General features: G+C 62.7%; 20 protein-coding genes. 12 read left to right on the forward strand and 8 right to left on the reverse strand.

The annotated features are described in order from the left end of the window. Positions 1-10 precede the first annotated feature (10 nt). Entirely contained in the window at positions 11-601 is a 591-nt protein-coding gene (locus tag P0648_RS10370) for an HD domain-containing protein (protein ID WP_369685122.1), read from the reverse strand. After that, a complete protein-coding gene (locus P0648_RS10375; protein WP_276247322.1) occupies positions 598-1377 on the reverse strand; it encodes an EthD domain-containing protein in 780 nt (259 codons plus the stop codon). The genes P0648_RS10370 and P0648_RS10375 overlap by 4 nt, the downstream gene beginning before the upstream one ends. Before the next feature lie 108 nt (positions 1378-1485). Here P0648_RS10375 and P0648_RS10380 point away from each other — a divergent pair, with 108 nt between their 5' ends. Beyond that, a complete protein-coding gene (locus tag P0648_RS10380) occupies positions 1486-2322 on the forward strand; it encodes a hypothetical protein (protein ID WP_277503885.1) in 837 nt (278 codons plus the stop codon). 60 nt (positions 2323-2382) lie between these two features. Next, positions 2383-3657 carry a M24 family metallopeptidase gene (locus P0648_RS10385; protein WP_369685090.1) on the forward strand — a complete coding sequence of 425 codons (1275 nt, stop codon included), beginning with the start codon at positions 2383-2385 and terminating at the stop codon, positions 3655-3657. A gap of 9 nt (positions 3658-3666) precedes the next feature. On the opposite strand, the gene P0648_RS10390 is transcribed toward P0648_RS10385, so the two are convergent. Then, entirely contained in the window at positions 3667-4155 is a 489-nt protein-coding gene (locus P0648_RS10390) for a GNAT family N-acetyltransferase (RefSeq protein ID WP_276247319.1), read from the reverse strand. Positions 4156-4233: 78 nt separating this feature from the next. On the opposite strand from P0648_RS10390, the gene P0648_RS10395 reads away from it, so the two are divergent. Together P0648_RS10395 and P0648_RS10400 are read left to right on the forward strand one after the other, a co-directional pair. Beyond that, positions 4234-5238 carry an LLM class flavin-dependent oxidoreductase gene (locus P0648_RS10395; protein WP_276247318.1) on the forward strand — a complete coding sequence of 335 codons (1005 nt, stop codon included), beginning with the start codon at positions 4234-4236 and terminating at the stop codon, positions 5236-5238. Between the two features lie 42 nt (positions 5239-5280). Beyond that, on the forward strand, positions 5281-5847 hold the full coding sequence (locus P0648_RS10400; RefSeq protein ID WP_276247317.1) for a class I SAM-dependent methyltransferase: 567 nt from the start codon (positions 5281-5283) through the stop codon (positions 5845-5847). Here the strand turns inward: P0648_RS10400 and P0648_RS10405 are convergent. Next, positions 5844-6305 (reverse strand): hypothetical protein, encoded by a 462-nt coding sequence (locus tag P0648_RS10405; protein ID WP_276247316.1) that lies wholly within the window; start codon positions 6303-6305, stop codon positions 5844-5846. The genes P0648_RS10400 and P0648_RS10405 overlap by 4 nt on opposite strands. A 42-nt stretch (positions 6306-6347) precedes the next feature. Next, positions 6348-6803 (reverse strand): acyl-CoA thioesterase, encoded by a 456-nt coding sequence (locus P0648_RS10410; RefSeq protein WP_276247315.1) that lies wholly within the window; start codon positions 6801-6803, stop codon positions 6348-6350. A gap of 113 nt (positions 6804-6916) precedes the next feature. On the opposite strand from P0648_RS10410, the gene P0648_RS10415 reads away from it, so the two are divergent. From P0648_RS10415 to P0648_RS10435, 5 genes are all read left to right on the forward strand, one after another. Continuing rightward, complete coding sequence (locus P0648_RS10415; protein WP_276247314.1) at positions 6917-7465, forward strand: ribbon-helix-helix protein, CopG family; 549 nt, start codon at positions 6917-6919, stop codon at positions 7463-7465. A gap of 100 nt (positions 7466-7565) precedes the next feature. Continuing rightward, the gene (locus tag P0648_RS10420) at positions 7566-8852 is read left to right on the forward strand and encodes a TraB/GumN family protein (RefSeq protein WP_276247313.1); all 1287 of its coding nucleotides are present in this window, start codon (positions 7566-7568) and stop codon (positions 8850-8852) included. Continuing rightward, positions 8849-9445, forward strand: coding sequence for a metalloprotease (locus tag P0648_RS10425; protein WP_276247312.1), 597 nt, complete (start codon positions 8849-8851; stop codon positions 9443-9445). The genes P0648_RS10420 and P0648_RS10425 overlap by 4 nt, the downstream gene beginning before the upstream one ends. 51 nt (positions 9446-9496) lie before the next feature. Then, a complete protein-coding gene (gene purM, locus P0648_RS10430; RefSeq protein ID WP_277503887.1) occupies positions 9497-10480 on the forward strand; it encodes a phosphoribosylformylglycinamidine cyclo-ligase in 984 nt (327 codons plus the stop codon). Between the two features lie 32 nt (positions 10481-10512). After that, complete coding sequence (locus P0648_RS10435) at positions 10513-11409, forward strand: alpha/beta fold hydrolase (RefSeq protein WP_276247310.1); 897 nt, start codon at positions 10513-10515, stop codon at positions 11407-11409. Here P0648_RS10435 and P0648_RS10440 read toward each other — a convergent pair. Then, on the reverse strand, positions 11406-11951 hold the full coding sequence (locus P0648_RS10440) for a CBS domain-containing protein (protein WP_276247309.1): 546 nt from the start codon (positions 11949-11951) through the stop codon (positions 11406-11408). The two genes, P0648_RS10435 and P0648_RS10440, sit on opposite strands and share 4 nt — an antisense overlap. A gap of 72 nt (positions 11952-12023) precedes the next feature. Beyond that, complete coding sequence (locus P0648_RS10445) at positions 12024-12383, reverse strand: DUF555 domain-containing protein (protein ID WP_276247308.1); 360 nt, start codon at positions 12381-12383, stop codon at positions 12024-12026. Between the two features lie 278 nt (positions 12384-12661). Between P0648_RS10445 and P0648_RS10450 the strand changes: the two genes are divergently transcribed. From P0648_RS10450 to P0648_RS10460, 3 genes are all read left to right on the forward strand, one after another. Next, on the forward strand, positions 12662-12832 hold the full coding sequence (locus P0648_RS10450; RefSeq protein WP_276247307.1) for a hypothetical protein: 171 nt from the start codon (positions 12662-12664) through the stop codon (positions 12830-12832). Between the two features lie 118 nt (positions 12833-12950). Then, the gene (locus tag P0648_RS10455; protein WP_369685656.1) at positions 12951-13676 is read left to right on the forward strand and encodes a proteasome subunit beta; all 726 of its coding nucleotides are present in this window, start codon (positions 12951-12953) and stop codon (positions 13674-13676) included. Between the two features lie 316 nt (positions 13677-13992). Further along, a complete protein-coding gene (locus tag P0648_RS10460) occupies positions 13993-14553 on the forward strand; it encodes a hypothetical protein (protein ID WP_276274890.1) in 561 nt (186 codons plus the stop codon). A 2-nt stretch (positions 14554-14555) separates the two neighbouring features. On the opposite strand, the gene P0648_RS10465 is transcribed toward P0648_RS10460, so the two are convergent. Next, positions 14556-16109: a hypothetical protein gene (locus tag P0648_RS10465; RefSeq protein WP_276247305.1), complete on the reverse strand. Its 1554-nt coding sequence runs from the start codon at positions 16107-16109 to the stop codon at positions 14556-14558. Positions 16110-16146: the final 37 nt, after the last annotated feature.

The raw sequence follows: 16146 nt of genomic DNA on the forward strand, positions 1-16146 counted from the left end.
ATCGTGCCCGCTACTCCTGAGTCTGGGAGTACTGCTTGACCCACTCTTTGAGACTAATCCCCATCTCCGCCTGCGTGATGGCGTTCGAGGACGCCGAATTCGCGCTTTTGACGAGTTCGGCCTCCATCGTCCGCTTTGGAATTTCGCCGATGAAGTGCGGGATGGCTCGTTGCACCTCGAGTGGGACGCCGACTTCGTGGGCCAGCGCGTACCCGGACATCGAGTGTGGAATCTCCTCGGTGACGTAGGTGGGGTCGGGGTCGGTCAGGTCGTCGTCCACGTGCGCGACGTACTCGTAGCACTTGCCCACGTCGTGGAGCAGGCAGGCGGCGCGAATCACGTCGAAGTCGGGGTCTGCGTCGTGGAAATCCCGCTGTATTTCCGCGCTCGCGACGGCGATTTTGACCACGCCGCGGGTGTGGTCGACGTTGCTCACCTCGTGGATGTTCCACGCGTAGGGGAGGTCGTCGATGTCGCGCCACCCGCCGCGTTCTAAGCCCCGAGACCACGCTTCGACCACTTTCTGGCGGAGGTCTTCGTCCAGAATCTCCGCCACCTCCGGGAACGCCTCCCTGACCTGCGCCTCGCGGTCCATCGTCAGTCCCTCGTCTCGTCTTTCTGGACCGTCTCTTTGCCGATGAAGCGCGGGCGGTCGCCAATCGAGAGGAAGTTGTTCACGTCCTCACGCGCTTCTTTTGCCTTCCCCTTCGCCGGGTCGTAGTCCCGCGAGCCTTCGCTGCCGAGGGCGTCGTGGAGGGCGTCGAGGTCGTCGAAATAAAGTTCAGCCACGCCGTCGAATTCGGCGTTCTCGGGGTCGGTCGGCAGGATGGTGTCGTACTTGACGACGCCCTCAATCTCCCGGGCAATTGGCGTGTGGTTGTTCTGCCAGTGGTCGACGAACTCCTCGTGGGTCATCCCGTCTTTGCGCACGAGGAACGCAGAGTGCTTGTAGAGGCCGTCTGTGTCGCCCCCAACGTCGTCTCGCTGGGTGACGACCTCGCCGATGAACCGCGGGCGACGGTGGATGTTGAGGAAGTTGTCCACGTCATCGGAATCGTAGATTCCGATTGGCTCACGAGACCCTACTGGAGTCTCGTGAACGTCCTGTCGGGCTTCCTTCGCTTTACCTTTCGCCGGGTCGTAATCCCGCGAACCCTCGCTCCCGAGGGCGTCGTGGAGAGCGTTTAAATCCTCGAAGTAGAGTTCTGCGAGGCCGTCGAACTCGGCGGCTTCGGGCGTGACGGGGAGCACGGTGGCGTACTTCACGACGCCTTCGATTTCGCGGGCGATGGGGACGTGGTTCGTCTGCCAGTAATCGACGAACTCCTCGTGGGTCATCCCCGCTTTCCGGACGAGCAATGCGACGTGTTTGTACATACGCACAGCAGACTCGGGTTATCACAATAAAACGTGAGGTACTGGCCGCGACTGGGTGTGGATGCCGTGGGTTCTACGGTTAAGCCCCTGCCCATCGAATATCGGGATATGAGCCGTTCTGCGTACCTGTCGGTCCTCCTTGGCCTGCTGATGGTTCTTGGAGGGTGTTCTGGGGGCATTATCGACGGGCAGACGACTGGGGGAAACGGTGACACCACGACAGCGACGACGACGCAACTGGGGGACCCGTACACGGCATCGGGCGACGAACTGGACGCCGCAACGCTCGTCGCCGACCATGAGACGGCGTTGACCGACGCTGGGAGTTTCACCAACCAGCTCAACATCACGCTCGAGACGACCGACGGCAATCTCGACCTCTGGACGACGACGCGGGCCGACCTGACGGCGGAGCAGGCCCTCCGGACGAACCGTCTCGTGTTCGAGGAATTCGTCATCGAGACGGCGGTGTACACGACGGGTAACCGTTCCTTCGAGCGGAACTACTTCCTGTCGAACGACTCTGAGGTGACCGAATACGGGCAGGGCAGTGACCCCTACGACGACCCCGAAGGACCAGACCCGGTCAACGTATCTGAGGCGATGCAACTCGAAATCGTTCGAGATACCGTCGATGGCGCGACGTGGACCCAGCAGGGCGTAGAGGAGTTCGGCGGCGTCTCCGTCACGCGCTACGAGGCGCGTGGCGTCGAGAGTTTCCGCGACCTGCAAGAGGACGTCGACCCATCGACGAACCAGACGTTCACGAACGCAGAGGCGGTGTTGCTGGTCGACGAAGACGGCATCGTTCGGTATCTCGAAATCGTCTTCGAAGTCGAGGACGACGATGGGCAGGGACGCATCTTCGTCACTTCGACGATTACGGGTGTCGGCGAGACCACCGTCGCGGAACCCGACTGGACCGACCGAGCGCGGAACAACTGAAAGGGACGTGCCACCTGTCCGGCGCGAAGTTTCTTCACGGTCGTTGGTGTTTGATGCAGTATGACGCGTTACCGTCGAGATTTTATGGAGGGGACCCGCGGCACGCAAGCCGTCGATTGGGAAGACCGCATCAACACCCAGCGACTGCGTGAAGAGCGCCACGCGCGCGCCGTCGAGCAACTCAACGAAGCCGGACTCGGGAGCATGCTGCTCATCGACGACCCGAACGTCCGGTACGTGACCGGCCTCGCCATGACGGGCGGCAGCGGTGCAGACCACTACACGCTCCTCACCGAGGACGGGTCGGTCGTCCACTGGGACACCGCAGACCACGCGAGCAACCAGCGGTTCAACTGCTCGTGGTTGGACGACATCCGCTACGCCTGCCCCGGCCTCGGGAACGTTCCGCGTGCCTCGGGCAGTCCCTCGGCCCGCCGATTCTTGCTCGACACCATGGCGGAAACCGTCGTGGAGGCGATGGAAGAGTACGGCGTCGCAGACCAGCCGATGGGTATCGACGTGGCAAATGGCGGCCTCGTTGCCGCGTTCGAGGACCGCGACGTGCAGGTGGAAGCCGAGAAGTGCGCCCGGGCGATGGAAACGGCCCGGAAGACGAAGACGAAAGACGAAATCGAGTGTCTGCGACAGGTCGCAGCCATCTGCGAGGCTGGCTTCCAGAAAATCAAGGAGGTCGCTCGCCCCGGGATGCGCGAATCCGAAGTGTGGGGCGAGGCGGTCCGCGAACTCTGGCGACACGGCGCGTTCGTCGGCGGGGGTTACCTGACCTCCGGGCCGAACACCTGGCCGAAACACCAGGCGAACACCACCGACCGCATCCTCCGGCCTGGCGACCTCGTGTACGCCGATTTCTACAACATCGGCTATCTCGGCTACCGGTCGTGTTACTACCGGACGTTCTCGCTCGGGGAACCGACGAAGAAACAGGAGGAGGCCTACGAACTCGCGCGGTCGAACCTCTACGCCGTCTTAGACCGCATCGAACCCGGCGCGACCACAGACGAGGTGTGCAAGGGTTTCCCCGACATGGAAGGCGAGCACGCAGACTGGTACGGCGCGACCGACCACTGGCAAATGACGACGAACCACTGGGCTCACGGTCTCGGCCTCCAACTCTACGAAGTGCCACTCATCTGGCGGGGCATCTCCGAAGACCACCCCATCGAACTCGAAGAGGGTATGACGATGGCAGTCGAAACGCAGGAACCGGCCGAGCGCCAGGGCGTGCGCCTAGAGGAGATGGTCGTCGTCAGAGAAGACGGCGTCGAGATTCTGAGTCAATGGCCGTCTGACGAAATTACCGTCATCGACTACTGAGACGCCAACTCAGTGGCGGTGGAGGACGTAGACGGATTCGGGGTACGGCTCCCCGCCGATGTACGTCTCGCTCTCGCTTTCGAGGCTGAAGCCGTAATCTTCGTAGAACGAGTTTCCGAGGTTGTTGTCCTTGAGCACCATCGCTCGCACGAGGTCCACCCCTCGGTCGAACAGTTCGTTGACGGCGCTCTGGAGGAGGGCCGTGCCCACGCCGCTCCGGCGGGCGTCAGGATGAACGTACAGCCGGAGGATGTCACCCTCGTCGTGGTTCCAGAGCGCGTGGACGAAGCCTTCGACCGCCCCGTCGTCCGTCTTCACCAGCATCACCGTATCTGTCCGCTCCAGTTCGCCCCTGATGGTGGCGGGGTCGTACCAGTCGGCCACGCCTGCGCTGACCGTCTCACGGCTCAGAATCGTCGGATAATCCGTCTCCCAGGAGGCCTGTGCGACTGCCAGTATCCCCTCGGTGTCGTCCGGCATCGCCGCCCGTACTGTCATGTGTGTGCATACCACTGGTGGCCGATTAGGTGTTTCGTCGAAGCCACACCTATGTGGGTCGCTCGCGTGGGTCGGCGTATGCAGATTGGCACGGGCCTGTTCACCTGCCAGCACCGCCCCGACGACGACCGGTCTCGACGCGACCTCTATCAGGAGCTGCTCACGCTCGGACGCGCCATCGAGGACGCGGGTCTCGCGAGCGCGTGGGTCTCGGAACACCATTTCACCGACGACGGGTACCTCTCAGGAACGATGCCAGCGCTCGGCGCGCTCGCTGCAACCACCGAATCCATCGACATCGGAACCTGCATTGCCCTCGCGCCGCTCTACGACTCGGTTCGACTCGCGGAAGACGCGGCCACCGTCTCGCTGCTTTCTGGCGGTCGTCTCTCGCTCGGGATGGCCGTCGGCTACGTAGACGACGAGTTCGACCGCTTTGGCGTACCGAAAGAAGAGCGGACCGCCCGCCTCGAAGACGCCGTTCGGGTCCTGCGCGGGGCGTGGTCCGAGGGGCCACTCGACTTCGAGCCGGAATTTCACGATGCGCCCGCCGATACGCTGGTGACGCCGAAACCGGAATCCCAACCGCCCATCTTGCTCGGCGGGAAGGCGAAACCGGCCGTCAGGCGAGCGGCGCGCATCGCCGACGGCTGGATTGCCCCCTCCTCGCTCTCCATCGACGGAGTGCGCGTCCGTCAGCAGGACATCCACGAAATCCGTGAGAAAGAGGGGATTGATGGCGAGTTCACGACCTACCTCATCCAGCACGGGTTCGTCGCCGACTCGAAAGAAGAAGCGTGGGAGACGATGAAAGACGGCTACCTCTACCTCCAGCGCAAGTACGCCGAATGGGGGTCCGGGGAGTCCATTCCAGAACTGCCAGCAGCCCGCGTAGAGAAACTCAAAGCACAGGCCATCTTCGGCACGCCCGCGGACGTGATAGACCAGCTCGAACCGTACCGCGAGGCGCTCGGCGACGACGTGCACTTTATCTTCCGAACGTACTATCCCGGCATCGGGACCGACGCGATGGTCGAGTGCGTAGAGCGCCTCGGGGACGAGGTCGTGCCCCACTTCGCCTGACCGCGCACCTAGCCTTTTGCGCTCGCCGCTCGTAGGTCGTCCATGGGGTTTCACACCTACGACGTAGACCGCGCTGACGCGCTCGAAGACGACTCGCGCTATCGATACGTCTCGGTCGAGGAACTGCTCGGCATGATCGACCCGAGTTCGAAGATGGTCGTCGCCGACCTCGGCAGCGGCACCGGCTTCTACACCGACCACGTCGCGCCCTACGTCGGGAAGGTGTACGCCGTGGACGTCCAGGAGGCGATGCACGACATCTACCGTGAGAAAGGTGCGCCGAAAAACGTGGAGTTCGTCACGGCTGAAATCGCGGACCTGCCGTTCGACGACGAACTGCTCGACGTGGCGTTCTCGACGATGACCTACCACGAGTTCGCAGACGACGCGGCGCTCGCGGAAGTTCACCGCGTGCTCCGCCCCGACGGGAAGTTCGTCGTCGCAGACTGGAGCGCGAGCGGGGAGGGCACAGACGGCCCGCCGGTCGGCGAGCGCTACTCGCTCGCCGACGCGAAGGAACACCTCGAAGCCGCCGGATTCGACCTCCCGTTCGCGAGTGAGCGAATCGAGACGTTCGTGTTCGTCGCGACGAAGAAAAAGAAGAACTAGCTGAAGTCGGGGAGGTCTTCGGGCGCTTCGTATTCTGCCTCCCAATCTACGTACTCGTCTTTGAGTACGTCGCTCACGATTTGCCCGAGTTCGGTGAGTCCCGCGTTTATCGCAGACACGTCACCCCACGAGGTAAGGTTGGGGTGGAGCTTTCGTTCCTTCCAGTTCTCCGGCAGGCCGGGTGCGTGGTAGCCGACTCTGTTGGCAAAATCGTCCCAGAAGAAATCGAAATCAGCGATGAGGTCTAAGTCCTCGACGATGCCGAATTGTTTGCTGCTGACATCCGTGTGCTCGGCCCATTCGTTGAACGACCGTTCCCACGCGCCTTCGTCTAAGAACTCCTGTAACTCCTCGCGGCGGTAGTCCTGTGACCCGAACACTTCGACGTCTTCGTAACTCTCGACGTCAGTGTTCGAGACGATGCGGGGAGCGGGTGGGGCGTCGATGTCGAGACTCATAGGGAGAGATATGGCAGAGAGACCGATAAAACCGCAGGCCTCCTAGGTGCTCGCGTTCATCTCGGCTTCGGCGTTGAGCGCCTCTTCGAGCAGGCGTTCGCCATCCGTGGTCGCTACCTCCAGTTTCGGCACTTCCGTCGGCGTATGGTGGTCGTCGATGGCGACGTAGACGAAGAACGACTCTGTGGTGAGTTCCGTCTCGCCGGTGAGGGGGTCTTCCCGGTAGGCCCGAAGGCGGACCCGGACGCTGGTTCGCCCGGCCTTGTAAACGTAGGCGCGGATGAGCGCGGTTTCGCCGAGGGGAATCGGCCGGTGGAAGTTCACCTGGTCCATGCGGGCGGTAACGCACGTTTCGCCGGCGAAGCGCATCGCGGACATCGCGCCGACTTCGTCCATCCACTTCATGACGTTCCCCCCGTGGGCGATTTCGTAGTTGTTGGTGTGGTTCGGGAGGATGAGTTCGCGATTCTCGATGTAGGTTTCCATCAACGTGGGCATAGTCGCCAGTTTCTGGGGCAGGAAAAAGAGTCTGCTGTCTGGGCACACGGCGTGAATTCAGGGTATTGACACGAGCCGTGACCTTTACCGCACTCCGCCGCGAGTGTGTGTGTATGTCACATGACAGGGTGACAGTTTCGCTGGACACCGACGCCCGGGCGGCGTTAGAGGACTTGACCAGTCGCACCGGTGTGGGACAGAGTGAGGTTGTTCGACGGGCGCTTACCTTCTACGCGGCGAATTTTCAGGTCGCGACGATGGACACGAGTGCGAACCTACAGGATTATCACAAGATGCTCGCTGGTGGTGAACACGCGCTGCTCGACATCGACTTCCTGCACTGCTTTCTCGACTACGTCGAGGAAGAAAACGGAGAACCCGACCCAGAGTTTCTCGCAGACGCAGACAGGGTCTCAGATTACCACGCCCACGAATACGTGGGAAAGTTCGACGACCTCGGCGAACTGCTCGAATGGCTGTCGCTCTGTGGATTTCTCACGGTACGTCGCAGCGAAGAGAACACCTACCACGTCGTCTACCCATCCGAACAGCTCCGTTGGTTCATGACACGGTTCGTCGAACGGAGCAGCGTCAACCTCCCGTTCTCCATCGAGATAGAGGAGGGACTGACCAAAGTACTGATGACAGAAACACCCAAGTGAACACCTCGACTCGCTGTGGCGACCGACGTCGCCCTGTTTTCTCTGCTGCTGCGTCGAAAAGTCCGACAACGGTAAAAGCTACGCCCCTGTATCTGCGGTGATGAGTGAGACCGCGGAGTCGGCACCCACGGAGGGCAGCGTGCGCGTCGTGGGGACCGCCCACGTCTCCGCCGACAGCGTAGACGAAGTACGGGAGGTCATCGACGAGGAGCGACCCGACGTGGTCGCCGTCGAACTCGACGAGGGACGCTATCGCCAGCTCAAGGGCGAGACGCCCGACGACCTGGACGCGAGCGACCTCCTGCACGGCAACACGGTGTTTCAATTTCTCGCCTACTGGCTCCTTTCGTACATTCAGACCCGGATGGGCGAACGCTTCGACATCAAGCCCGGCGCGGACATGATGGCCGCAGTCGAGACGGCGGAGTCGCTGGGCATCAACGTCGCGCTCGTCGACCGCGACATCCAGGTCACCATCCAGCGCTTCTGGGCGCGGATGACCTTCTTCGAGAAACTAAAGATGCTCTGGCAGTTGACTATCGGGCTCGCCGGCTTCGGCGAGGAAGCGGACGACATCGACATGAACGACCTGACGAACGCGGACGTCGTCTCCGCGATGATGGCCGAGTTCCGCCGGTTCTCGCCGGGCGGGGCCGAGGCGCTCATCGACGAGCGCGACGCCTTCATCGCTCACCGCCTCGTGGCCCTTCGCCAGCAGGGCTTCGACGTGGTCGCAATCGTCGGCGCGGGCCACCGCGAAGGCATCCTCGGCTACCTCGAAAATCCGGGAACGCTTCCACCGATGGAGAGCCTCGTCGGAACCCAGAAGAAGCGATTCTCGGTCTACAAGCTGTTCGGCTACCTGTTCACCCTCGGCTTCCTCGTGTTCTTCCTCCTGCTCGCGATGGCCGGGGTGCGAAACGACTTCCTGCTCGAACTGTTCGTCGCATTCTTCCTCGTGAACGGCATCTTCTCGTTCGCCCTCGCGAAGATCGCGGGCGCACACTGGTCGAGCGCGACCGTCGGCGGCGCGGTCGCGTGGATGACGAGCATCAACCCGCTGCTCGCTCCTGGGTGGTTCGCCGGCTACGTCGAACTGCGCTACACTTCAGTCAACATCAGCGACATCGGCAAATTGAACGAGATTCTCGCAGACGAGGAGAGTCCACTCGGCGACCTCTGGGACCGGATGCGGGCCGTCCCGCTCTTCAGGCTCATCCTCATCGTGGCGATGACGAACATCGGGAGCATGATTGCGAGCGGACTGTTCGCCTTCGTCATCCTGCCGTACATGGCGGCTGACGTGGGCGGCATCGACGGCGTCGTGCAGTTGATGGTACAGGGCGCACAGAACAGCGCAGACCTCATCGTGAGACAGTTTACATGAAATTCAGCACGAAAGAAGTCCAGGACCTCGTCGTCGCATGGATCGCCCTCGGCGTGGCGTTTACGTTCTTCCTCGCAGGGCCGGGAATCGTCCAGTCGCCACAACTGCTGGTCGTCATTGGGGTGAGCATGCTGACCGTGGGCATCGGCTTCCTGCTCCACGAACTCGCCCACAAGGTGACGGCCATTCGGTTCGGGCAGGTCGCCGAGTTCCGTGCCGATTACGGGATGCTCTTGCTCGCGGTGGGCGCGGGCCTCGCGGGCTTCCTGTTCGCCGCGCCGGGTGCGGTGTATCACGGCGGGCGAAACATCACGAAACGCGAAAACGGCCTCATCGCGCTCGCCGGGCCGGTGACGAACCTCCTGCTCGCGGCAGTGTTCGCCCCGCTCGCCTTCGGTCTCTCGGGCGCGCTCGGCTACGTCGGCCAACTCGGCCTGACCATCAACCTCCTGCTTGCGGGGTTCAACATGCTGCCCTTCGGTCCACTCGACGGCAAGAGCGTCTTTCGCTGGAGCAAAATCGTCTTCATCGTGTTCTTCCTGCCGAGTGCGGCGCTCGCGCTCCTCGCGCTGTTCCGCTTTGGCCTGACCTGACCGGGCAGAAGAACCGGAGTCCTTTTCCTTCCATCTAACCCGCTCTCAGGCATGACCGACGAGGACGACGACCAACTCACGTACTCGAAGGCGGGCGTGGACATCGACGCGAGCGAACAGGCGACAGCGGCCCTCATCGGCGCAGTGGGGGACATGGCCGGCGACTACGCCGGCGTCGTCGACATCGGCGACCGCTATCTCGGCCTCGCCACCGACGGCGTAGGGACGAAACTCCTCGTCGCGGAGGTGCTCGGCGATTACTCCACCATCGGCATCGACTGCATGGCCATGAACGCGAACGACCTCGTGGCCGCGGGCATCGAACCCGTCGCATTCGTCGATTATCTCGCCATCGACGTGCCCGACGACGAGATTGCAGAACAGATCGGACGCGGCCTCGCCGAAGGCGCGAAACAGGCGGGCGTGGCGCTCGTCGGCGGCGAAACCGCCGTGATGCCCGACGTCATCAAGGGCCTGGACCTCGCCGGAACCTGCGCCGGCCTCGCGCCGAAAGACGCGATGTTCCCCGGCGAAGCCGAAGTCGGCGACGCGCTCGTCGGCTTCCCCTCCTCGGGCGTCCACTCGAACGGACTCACCCTCGCCCGGACGGCGGCGACCCGCCGCCACGACTACGCGGACCCCTTCCCCGGCGACGAATCGAAGTCCGTGGGCGAGGTTCTGCTCACGCCGACGCGCATCTACGCCGACATCCTCCCCGCACTTCGCGAGAACCACACCCACGCCGCGGCCCACGTCACCGGTGGCGGGTGGACGAACCTGACGCGGATGGGTGACCACCACTACGAAATCACGGACGATTTCGACCCACAGCCGGTGTTCGAATTCATCCAGAAGGAGGGCAAGGTCGCAGACGAAGAAATGTACAAGACGTTCAACATGGGGACTGGATTCGTCGTCGCGCTCGCCGAGGAAGACGCAGAAACCCTCGTCGAAGCCACCGAGGACGGCCGCATCATCGGCCACGTCGAAGCGGGTGAGGGAACCGTCTCGATTCGCGGACTGACGCTCGACTAGGTTCTTCCGCCAACGTCGCGTTTGTTCTCACGATGGCTACAGATGCCTCGCTGCTCCCATCGGTTCCCTCCCTCTCCTCCGAGTTCCGCGACGTAAACGGCGTCCAGTTGCACATCGTCACCGCCGGACCGGAAGACGGCCCGCACGTTCTCCTCCTCCACGGCTTTCCCGACTTCTGGTACGGGTGGCGCGAACAGATTCCTGCGCTCGTCGATGCCGGCTACCGCGTCCTCGTTCCCGACCAGCGCGGGTACAATTTGAGCGAAAAACCCCGCGGGTCCCGCCAGTACGTCGTCTCCGAACTCGTCGCCGACGCGATGGCGCTTGTTCGCTCTGCGGGCGCGGACGCGGCCCACGTCGTCGGCCACGACTGGGGCGGTGGCGTCGCCTGGGAACTCGCCGCCCGCCATCCAGAGTCCGTAGAGACCCTCTCGATTATCAACGCGCCCCATCCACGGGTGTTCGCGATGTCGTGGCTCACGAACCCGCGCCAGTTGGCCCGAAGTTGGTACATCTTCGCCTTCCTCCTCCCGGGCCTCCCGGAGCATGCGCTGGTGCGTCGCGGCCAGGAGAACCTCGGACGCATTCTCATCAGCAGTGCGAATCCCGAATCCGTCCATCCAGACGCCCTCGACCACTATCACGAGGCGTGGAGTAGACCACGGGCGCTCACGGCGATGTTGAACTGGTATCGGGCGATGCCTCTAGAGGGCGGTCTTCCTTCACAGGCGTCGATTCGGCCGCCGACCCTTCTTTGCTGGGGTGAGCAGGACATCGCGCTGGACCCGGAATTAGCGACAGAAAGCCTCCAGTACTGCGTCGATGGCGACCTGCGGCGGTTCCCGTCGGGGAGCCACTGGGTCCACTGGGACGACCCTGCAGGTGTAAACGAGGCGCTGCTCGCCCACCTGGGAAAAGAGCGCGCTTAGCTCAGGTGAGCGGCGATGTCGGCTTCGGTGACGATGCCGACCATCTGCCCGGAGTCGATGACGATGACGGCGTCGTGGTGGTTGAGGTGGTTGTCGATTTCGTCGAGCGTCGCGTCCGGCGTCACGGTGGTGATGGACTCGCGCATGACCTCGGAGACGGGGAGGTCTGCGGCATTATCGGTGTCGCCGAACTTGCGGATGTCGGAGTTGCTGATGAGGCCAACCGGGTAGCCGTCGCGAATGACGGGCAGCTGTGAGAAGCCGGCTTCGATCATGCGTTCGATCGCGTTGCGGACGCTGTCGTCGGGGCCGATGCTGATGACGTCCTCGTGCATCAGGTCCGCCGCACGGAGGATGCCACCCTCTGCTTCCTGCAGGGCGTTGACGATGCGACGCAGGGTCGAGAGGCGAGGGTCTACGTCCCCGCCTTCGATGCGCGCGATGAGTGGCTGTGACACCCCGGCCCGGTTCGCGAGTTCGCTTTGCGTGAGGCCCAGTCCGGTGCGTCGTTCCCGGAGGTCCGCTGGGGTCGGCAGTTCCATACGAGAAATTACTATGGGTTATGAGAAAAACCTTCGGTTATCAACAGGGGTGAAAACTGCGCTGAGAAGGGATTACTGTTCGTCTTCGGTATCCAGTTCGAACGTCTCGATGACGTTGAGTGGAACGTCGCGGAGGGCACCGCCGACTTCGCTTTTGGCGATGCGCTGGGCGTGTTCGACGCTGTCCGCGTTGAACACCTTCATCTCGAGGAGGAGTCCGACGAGTGCCGTGTTCGCGGCGACGAACGCCGAATCGAACGGCTCGTCACAGGCCGGACACCCGGTCACGCCGACCTCGACCTCGACGTAGTCCATGTTCTTCTGGTTCAGTCGCTTACCGGCTTCGCTGACCGCGACGCCGATGGCGTCGTCGATCTGCTGGACGTCTCTGACCAACCAGGCTGCTTCCATCGCGACCAAATAATCGCTCATACCCGTACTCCGTCCCGAGGGGTTTGAAGGGTTATGATTTCCTCGCGGCCCGCGCACGCTACCGAGATAATTCTCATAACTTATGGATAGGGCCGAGATTGCTCACGACTCCGCGATAGAAATCTCGGTCGTGTGACCCAATTTTGTTGGTTCGAAATCAAGTTAGATTGAATCGCATGCAGGCGTTCCAGTGGCCCGTGCACACACCCCACAAAGCAGTTCCAATCCGTGGAGAAAGTTTATATACACCCATATCGGCACCATCGACCGAAGACGAAATGAACCGCCTGTATCGCGCAAGTCTGTTGGCCCTGTACAACCTGAGTATCTTCACCGGCATCCTCCTCCTGCCACTCGCCCTCGCCGCGCGCCGCGTGGGCATCCCGCTTCCCATCCACCGCGTCATCGACCGGCTGGGAGCGGCCTACGACAGCACGAGCGACGAGTAAGGACCCGGACGTCTTTTTAATAGCCCTCACGGTGAGCGCCGCCGCTAAACCGGAAGCCACCGGGTGATTTCACCCTGAAGAGGTGGTTTTATCAGTACTCGGCAACTACGGAGCACCAATGCGAGACCCAATGTTTGGCTCGGAGTTCTCTCGGAACCTGGACCGCTTTGCCCCCCAGGACACGAACCCATACGCGTCCTCCTTCGGTCCGGTTCCCGATTTCGATGCCAGTAAAATCGACAACGACATGGTCAACAGCACCGGGACGACGACCATCGGCCTCACGACGGCAGACGGCGTCATCATTGCAACCGACATGCGCGCCTCCCTTGGCGGCCGGTTCGTCTCCAACAAAGACGTCCAGAAGGTAGAGCAGATTCACCCACGGGCGGCACTCACGCTCGTCGGCTCTGTCGGCGGTGCGCAGGCGCTCATCCGGGCACTTCGCGCAGAGGCGAATCTCTACCAGTCGCGTCGCGGCGAGGAAATGTCGATGCAGGCACTCTCCACACTCGCCGGTCACATGTGCCGCGGCCTCCCGACGACGCCAATCCTCGGCGGCGTCGACGACGAAGGCCACCACGTCTACAGCATCGACCCAGCCGGCGGCGTCATGAAAGACGACTACACGGTCACCGGCTCCGGTCTGACCGTCGCCTACGGGACCCTCGAACGCCTCTACGAACCGGGACTCTCGAACGAAGAAGCAATCGGCGTCGCCGCAGCAGGTGTGAAAGCTGCCGTCGAACGCGACACCGGCTCCGGCAACGGCGTCTACATCGCCGAGATTACCCAGGAGGGCGTCGACATCCACGGGCACAAGGACTTCGACGAGGTCCTCTAAACGCAACTTTTTCTGCGTCGGGTGCGCGAAGCGCACCGCTCCTTGAAAAACTTGCATGAAAAAGGCCGTTCAGGCGCGGTGCGCCTGAACGGGGCAGCGCGGGCACCGCGGACAGCACGGGCGGCCCGTGGCCTACGGGCAGCTAAACACAGCACCGCGAGAACACAACGGAATCTTCGGGAGAACTGCGTTTCTGGCTGCGTAATTGTATTCCTCCCCGCGAGACTATCCAGAAAATCAGCAGACTGCGCCGCGAATCATTATCTGGGTTGGGTGCAAACGTCTCTCACGCAGACGGGGCGCGTGGGAGAAGTACATGGTAAGTCTCGAAGTCGCATTGGTCGCACTGGCATTTCTGATACCGCTCGCGGTAATCTTCGGGAGCGTCGCGTACGTCGCCTACGCGCTCCACACACATTCGGTCGCCCAGCGCGAGCGAGAGCGTGACCGACTGAGTCGGCTCCAGGACCGCCTCGACCTCCTCGAAAGCGCCCGGCACATCCGTTCGGGGACGATTGTCGACGTGTTCGAGGCTGCCCGCCGACCGAAGAAGTGGCTCGTTCACGGGCCGCCGATACCCGGCATTCAGGTCGTCATCGCCATCCCGACACCCACCGAGACGGTCACGAACCTCTGGTTCAGGACGCCTGCCGCGCTCGACGGAACCTCGTCGTTCGAACGCTTCCTGTCGTACCTCGACGCGAGCCCGGCGGACGTCGGCGACATCATTGGCAAGTCAGTCCCAATTCGGCTAACTGCTGCGGGCGAGTGGCGTCCCGACTGGGTGACCGACCGGCGACGACGCCAACCGATTACGTCGCTCTGGGACGTGGCGGCGCTGTTCGTCGAGCGGGAACGCGAAGAAGACCGGGTCTGACCTTACTCGCCTTCGCTCCACTTCGCGAAGGTGCCCTCGATGAGCGTGTCGGACTGCTTGCGGATGTATTTTCGTTGCATCCCGGCGAGGGCGTCCTCGAACGAGTCGCCAGCGTCGAGGCGCTCGCTAACGTCGTCGATTTTCCACTGGGCTGGCGTGTATCGGTGACGTGCTCGCATGCGAAGCGGCCAGAGATACTTCGCAGCCTCCTCGTCGGAGAGTCCGCGGAGTTTCAGGCCGTCTTTGGCGTGGGCGAAGATGTCCTCGTAGATGTCGTCGGTGCGGGTGGTTTCGCGACCGTCGTTCGTTATCCACCGCAGGTCGGCGTCGAGGCCGTCGCGGACGGCGGCGTAGAAGTTCTCCTCTGCAAACTGCCAGTCTAAGTCGGCGACCGGGTGTTCGCGGCGCGGAAGGCTTTCCATCAGGCCGGCGAACATCGCCTGGAACGCGATGGAGTCGCGGACGGTTGGCTGAGCGGGAATCGGACGGAATTCGATGCGAGCGTTCGCCGCAGAGCGCGTTGGGCCGCCGAAGACCGGTCGAACCCATCGCCAGTACGTGCCGTGTTTCATTCGGAAGTGAGCGAACTTGTCGTCGAAGCGGTCGGACGCCGAAACCGGCATCGGGACGAGCGTCGCGTCCTCCGCGATGTTGTCGATAGCCTCCTCTACGCTCTCTACGTCACGCGGGAAGCGTACCTTCCCCTTCTCGCCGGTGGCCGGGTTGAGCGCCGTCTCGAAGACGCTAATTCGGTTCTCCATCCAGGCGTCGGTGAGGATGTCCTCTGGCGACGCGTCGTCGTCGTAGAGGTCAGCCGGGAAGAATGGAGCGTTCACGCCGAGGGCGAGCAGCGGGCCGGCAAAGCGCAGCGCGTACCGGAAGTGGCGGGGCAAGTCACGCGCCTGGGCGACCTGGTAGTGGGGCTGAATCGAGGTGATGAGGCTCTCCGGCATCACCGTGTCCGTCTCGAGGGAGACGTGTGGCACGTCGAGTCGCATTCCTGCATTGAGGCCATCGGTGCGGTTGGCCATGGCGTGATACCGCACGGAGTCGGACATGTTGGTCGCGATGGTGATGCTCTCGTCGGTGATGCTGTTCGTGAGGTACTCAGTGGCCGTTTCTCCCTCCGGCGGAATGGTCCACATCCCGTCACTCACGAGGCGCATCCCTTCGGAGCCGACGCACTCCTGGGCGGTCTGGAGGCGGGCGCGGACTTCCGCCTCCTGTGCGGCGAGGCCATACTCGTTGAGTGGCTGTGGGCTCGTCGACATCTCGGCGTTGTGGAGGCCGAGTTCCTTCTCGAAGCCGATGAATTCGAGGAGTCGACGGGGGACCCGCATGAGTGCGCCCCCACCCCCGCCATCGTCGTGTCGACCGTGTTCGTCGGCGACGGCGTAGAACTCGTACTCGAAGCCGATGATGGCTTGCGGATTGTCGAACGTGCCTGCTGCGACTTCCTCCTTGATGACCGAAGCGTCTTCCTCCACCTGGTTCTGGAACGCTTCCGCGTCAACCGAGAGGACGTCGTCGACCTGCGCAGCAAGGTCTAGGTCCATGCCCGAGGCTCAGCGGTCGATACTATAAAATCTCTTG

The sequence above is a fragment of the Haladaptatus sp. DYSN1 genome, from assembly GCF_029489995.1.
Taxonomy (GTDB): Archaea; Halobacteriota; Halobacteria; order Halobacteriales; family Halococcaceae; genus QDMS2.

Bases quoted from the DNA above. Each gene is read 5' to 3' on its own strand.
- P0648_RS10400 (WP_276247317.1), top strand. From the start codon at position 5,281: ATGGGGTTTCACACCTACGACGTAGACCGCGCTGACGCGCTCGAAGAC.
- P0648_RS10395 (WP_276247318.1), top strand. From the start codon at position 4,234: ATGCAGATTGGCACGGGCCTGTTCACCTGCCAGCACCGCCCCGACGAC.
- P0648_RS10440 (WP_276247309.1), bottom strand. From the start codon at position 11,951: ATGGAACTGCCGACCCCAGCGGACCTCCGGGAACGACGCACCGGACTG.
- P0648_RS10390 (WP_276247319.1), bottom strand. From the start codon at position 4,155: ATGACAGTACGGGCGGCGATGCCGGACGACACCGAGGGGATACTGGCA.
- P0648_RS10435 (WP_276247310.1), top strand. From the start codon at position 10,513: ATGGCTACAGATGCCTCGCTGCTCCCATCGGTTCCCTCCCTCTCCTCC.
- P0648_RS10405 (WP_276247316.1), bottom strand. From the start codon at position 6,305: ATGAGTCTCGACATCGACGCCCCACCCGCTCCCCGCATCGTCTCGAAC.
- P0648_RS10445 (WP_276247308.1), bottom strand. From the start codon at position 12,383: ATGAGCGATTATTTGGTCGCGATGGAAGCAGCCTGGTTGGTCAGAGAC.
- P0648_RS10465 (WP_276247305.1), bottom strand. From the start codon at position 16,109: ATGGACCTAGACCTTGCTGCGCAGGTCGACGACGTCCTCTCGGTTGAC.
- P0648_RS10375 (WP_276247322.1), bottom strand. From the start codon at position 1,377: ATGTACAAACACGTCGCATTGCTCGTCCGGAAAGCGGGGATGACCCAC.
- P0648_RS10450 (WP_276247307.1), top strand. From the start codon at position 12,662: ATGAACCGCCTGTATCGCGCAAGTCTGTTGGCCCTGTACAACCTGAGT.
- P0648_RS10415 (WP_276247314.1), top strand. From the start codon at position 6,917: ATGTCACATGACAGGGTGACAGTTTCGCTGGACACCGACGCCCGGGCG.
- purM (WP_277503887.1), top strand. From the start codon at position 9,497: ATGACCGACGAGGACGACGACCAACTCACGTACTCGAAGGCGGGCGTG.
- P0648_RS10425 (WP_276247312.1), top strand. From the start codon at position 8,849: ATGAAATTCAGCACGAAAGAAGTCCAGGACCTCGTCGTCGCATGGATC.
- P0648_RS10380 (WP_277503885.1), top strand. From the start codon at position 1,486: ATGAGCCGTTCTGCGTACCTGTCGGTCCTCCTTGGCCTGCTGATGGTT.
- P0648_RS10385 (WP_369685090.1), top strand. From the start codon at position 2,383: ATGACGCGTTACCGTCGAGATTTTATGGAGGGGACCCGCGGCACGCAA.
- P0648_RS10460 (WP_276274890.1), top strand. From the start codon at position 13,993: ATGGTAAGTCTCGAAGTCGCATTGGTCGCACTGGCATTTCTGATACCG.
- P0648_RS10420 (WP_276247313.1), top strand. From the start codon at position 7,566: ATGAGTGAGACCGCGGAGTCGGCACCCACGGAGGGCAGCGTGCGCGTC.
- P0648_RS10410 (WP_276247315.1), bottom strand. From the start codon at position 6,803: ATGCCCACGTTGATGGAAACCTACATCGAGAATCGCGAACTCATCCTC.
- P0648_RS10455 (WP_369685656.1), top strand. From the start codon at position 12,951: ATGCGAGACCCAATGTTTGGCTCGGAGTTCTCTCGGAACCTGGACCGC.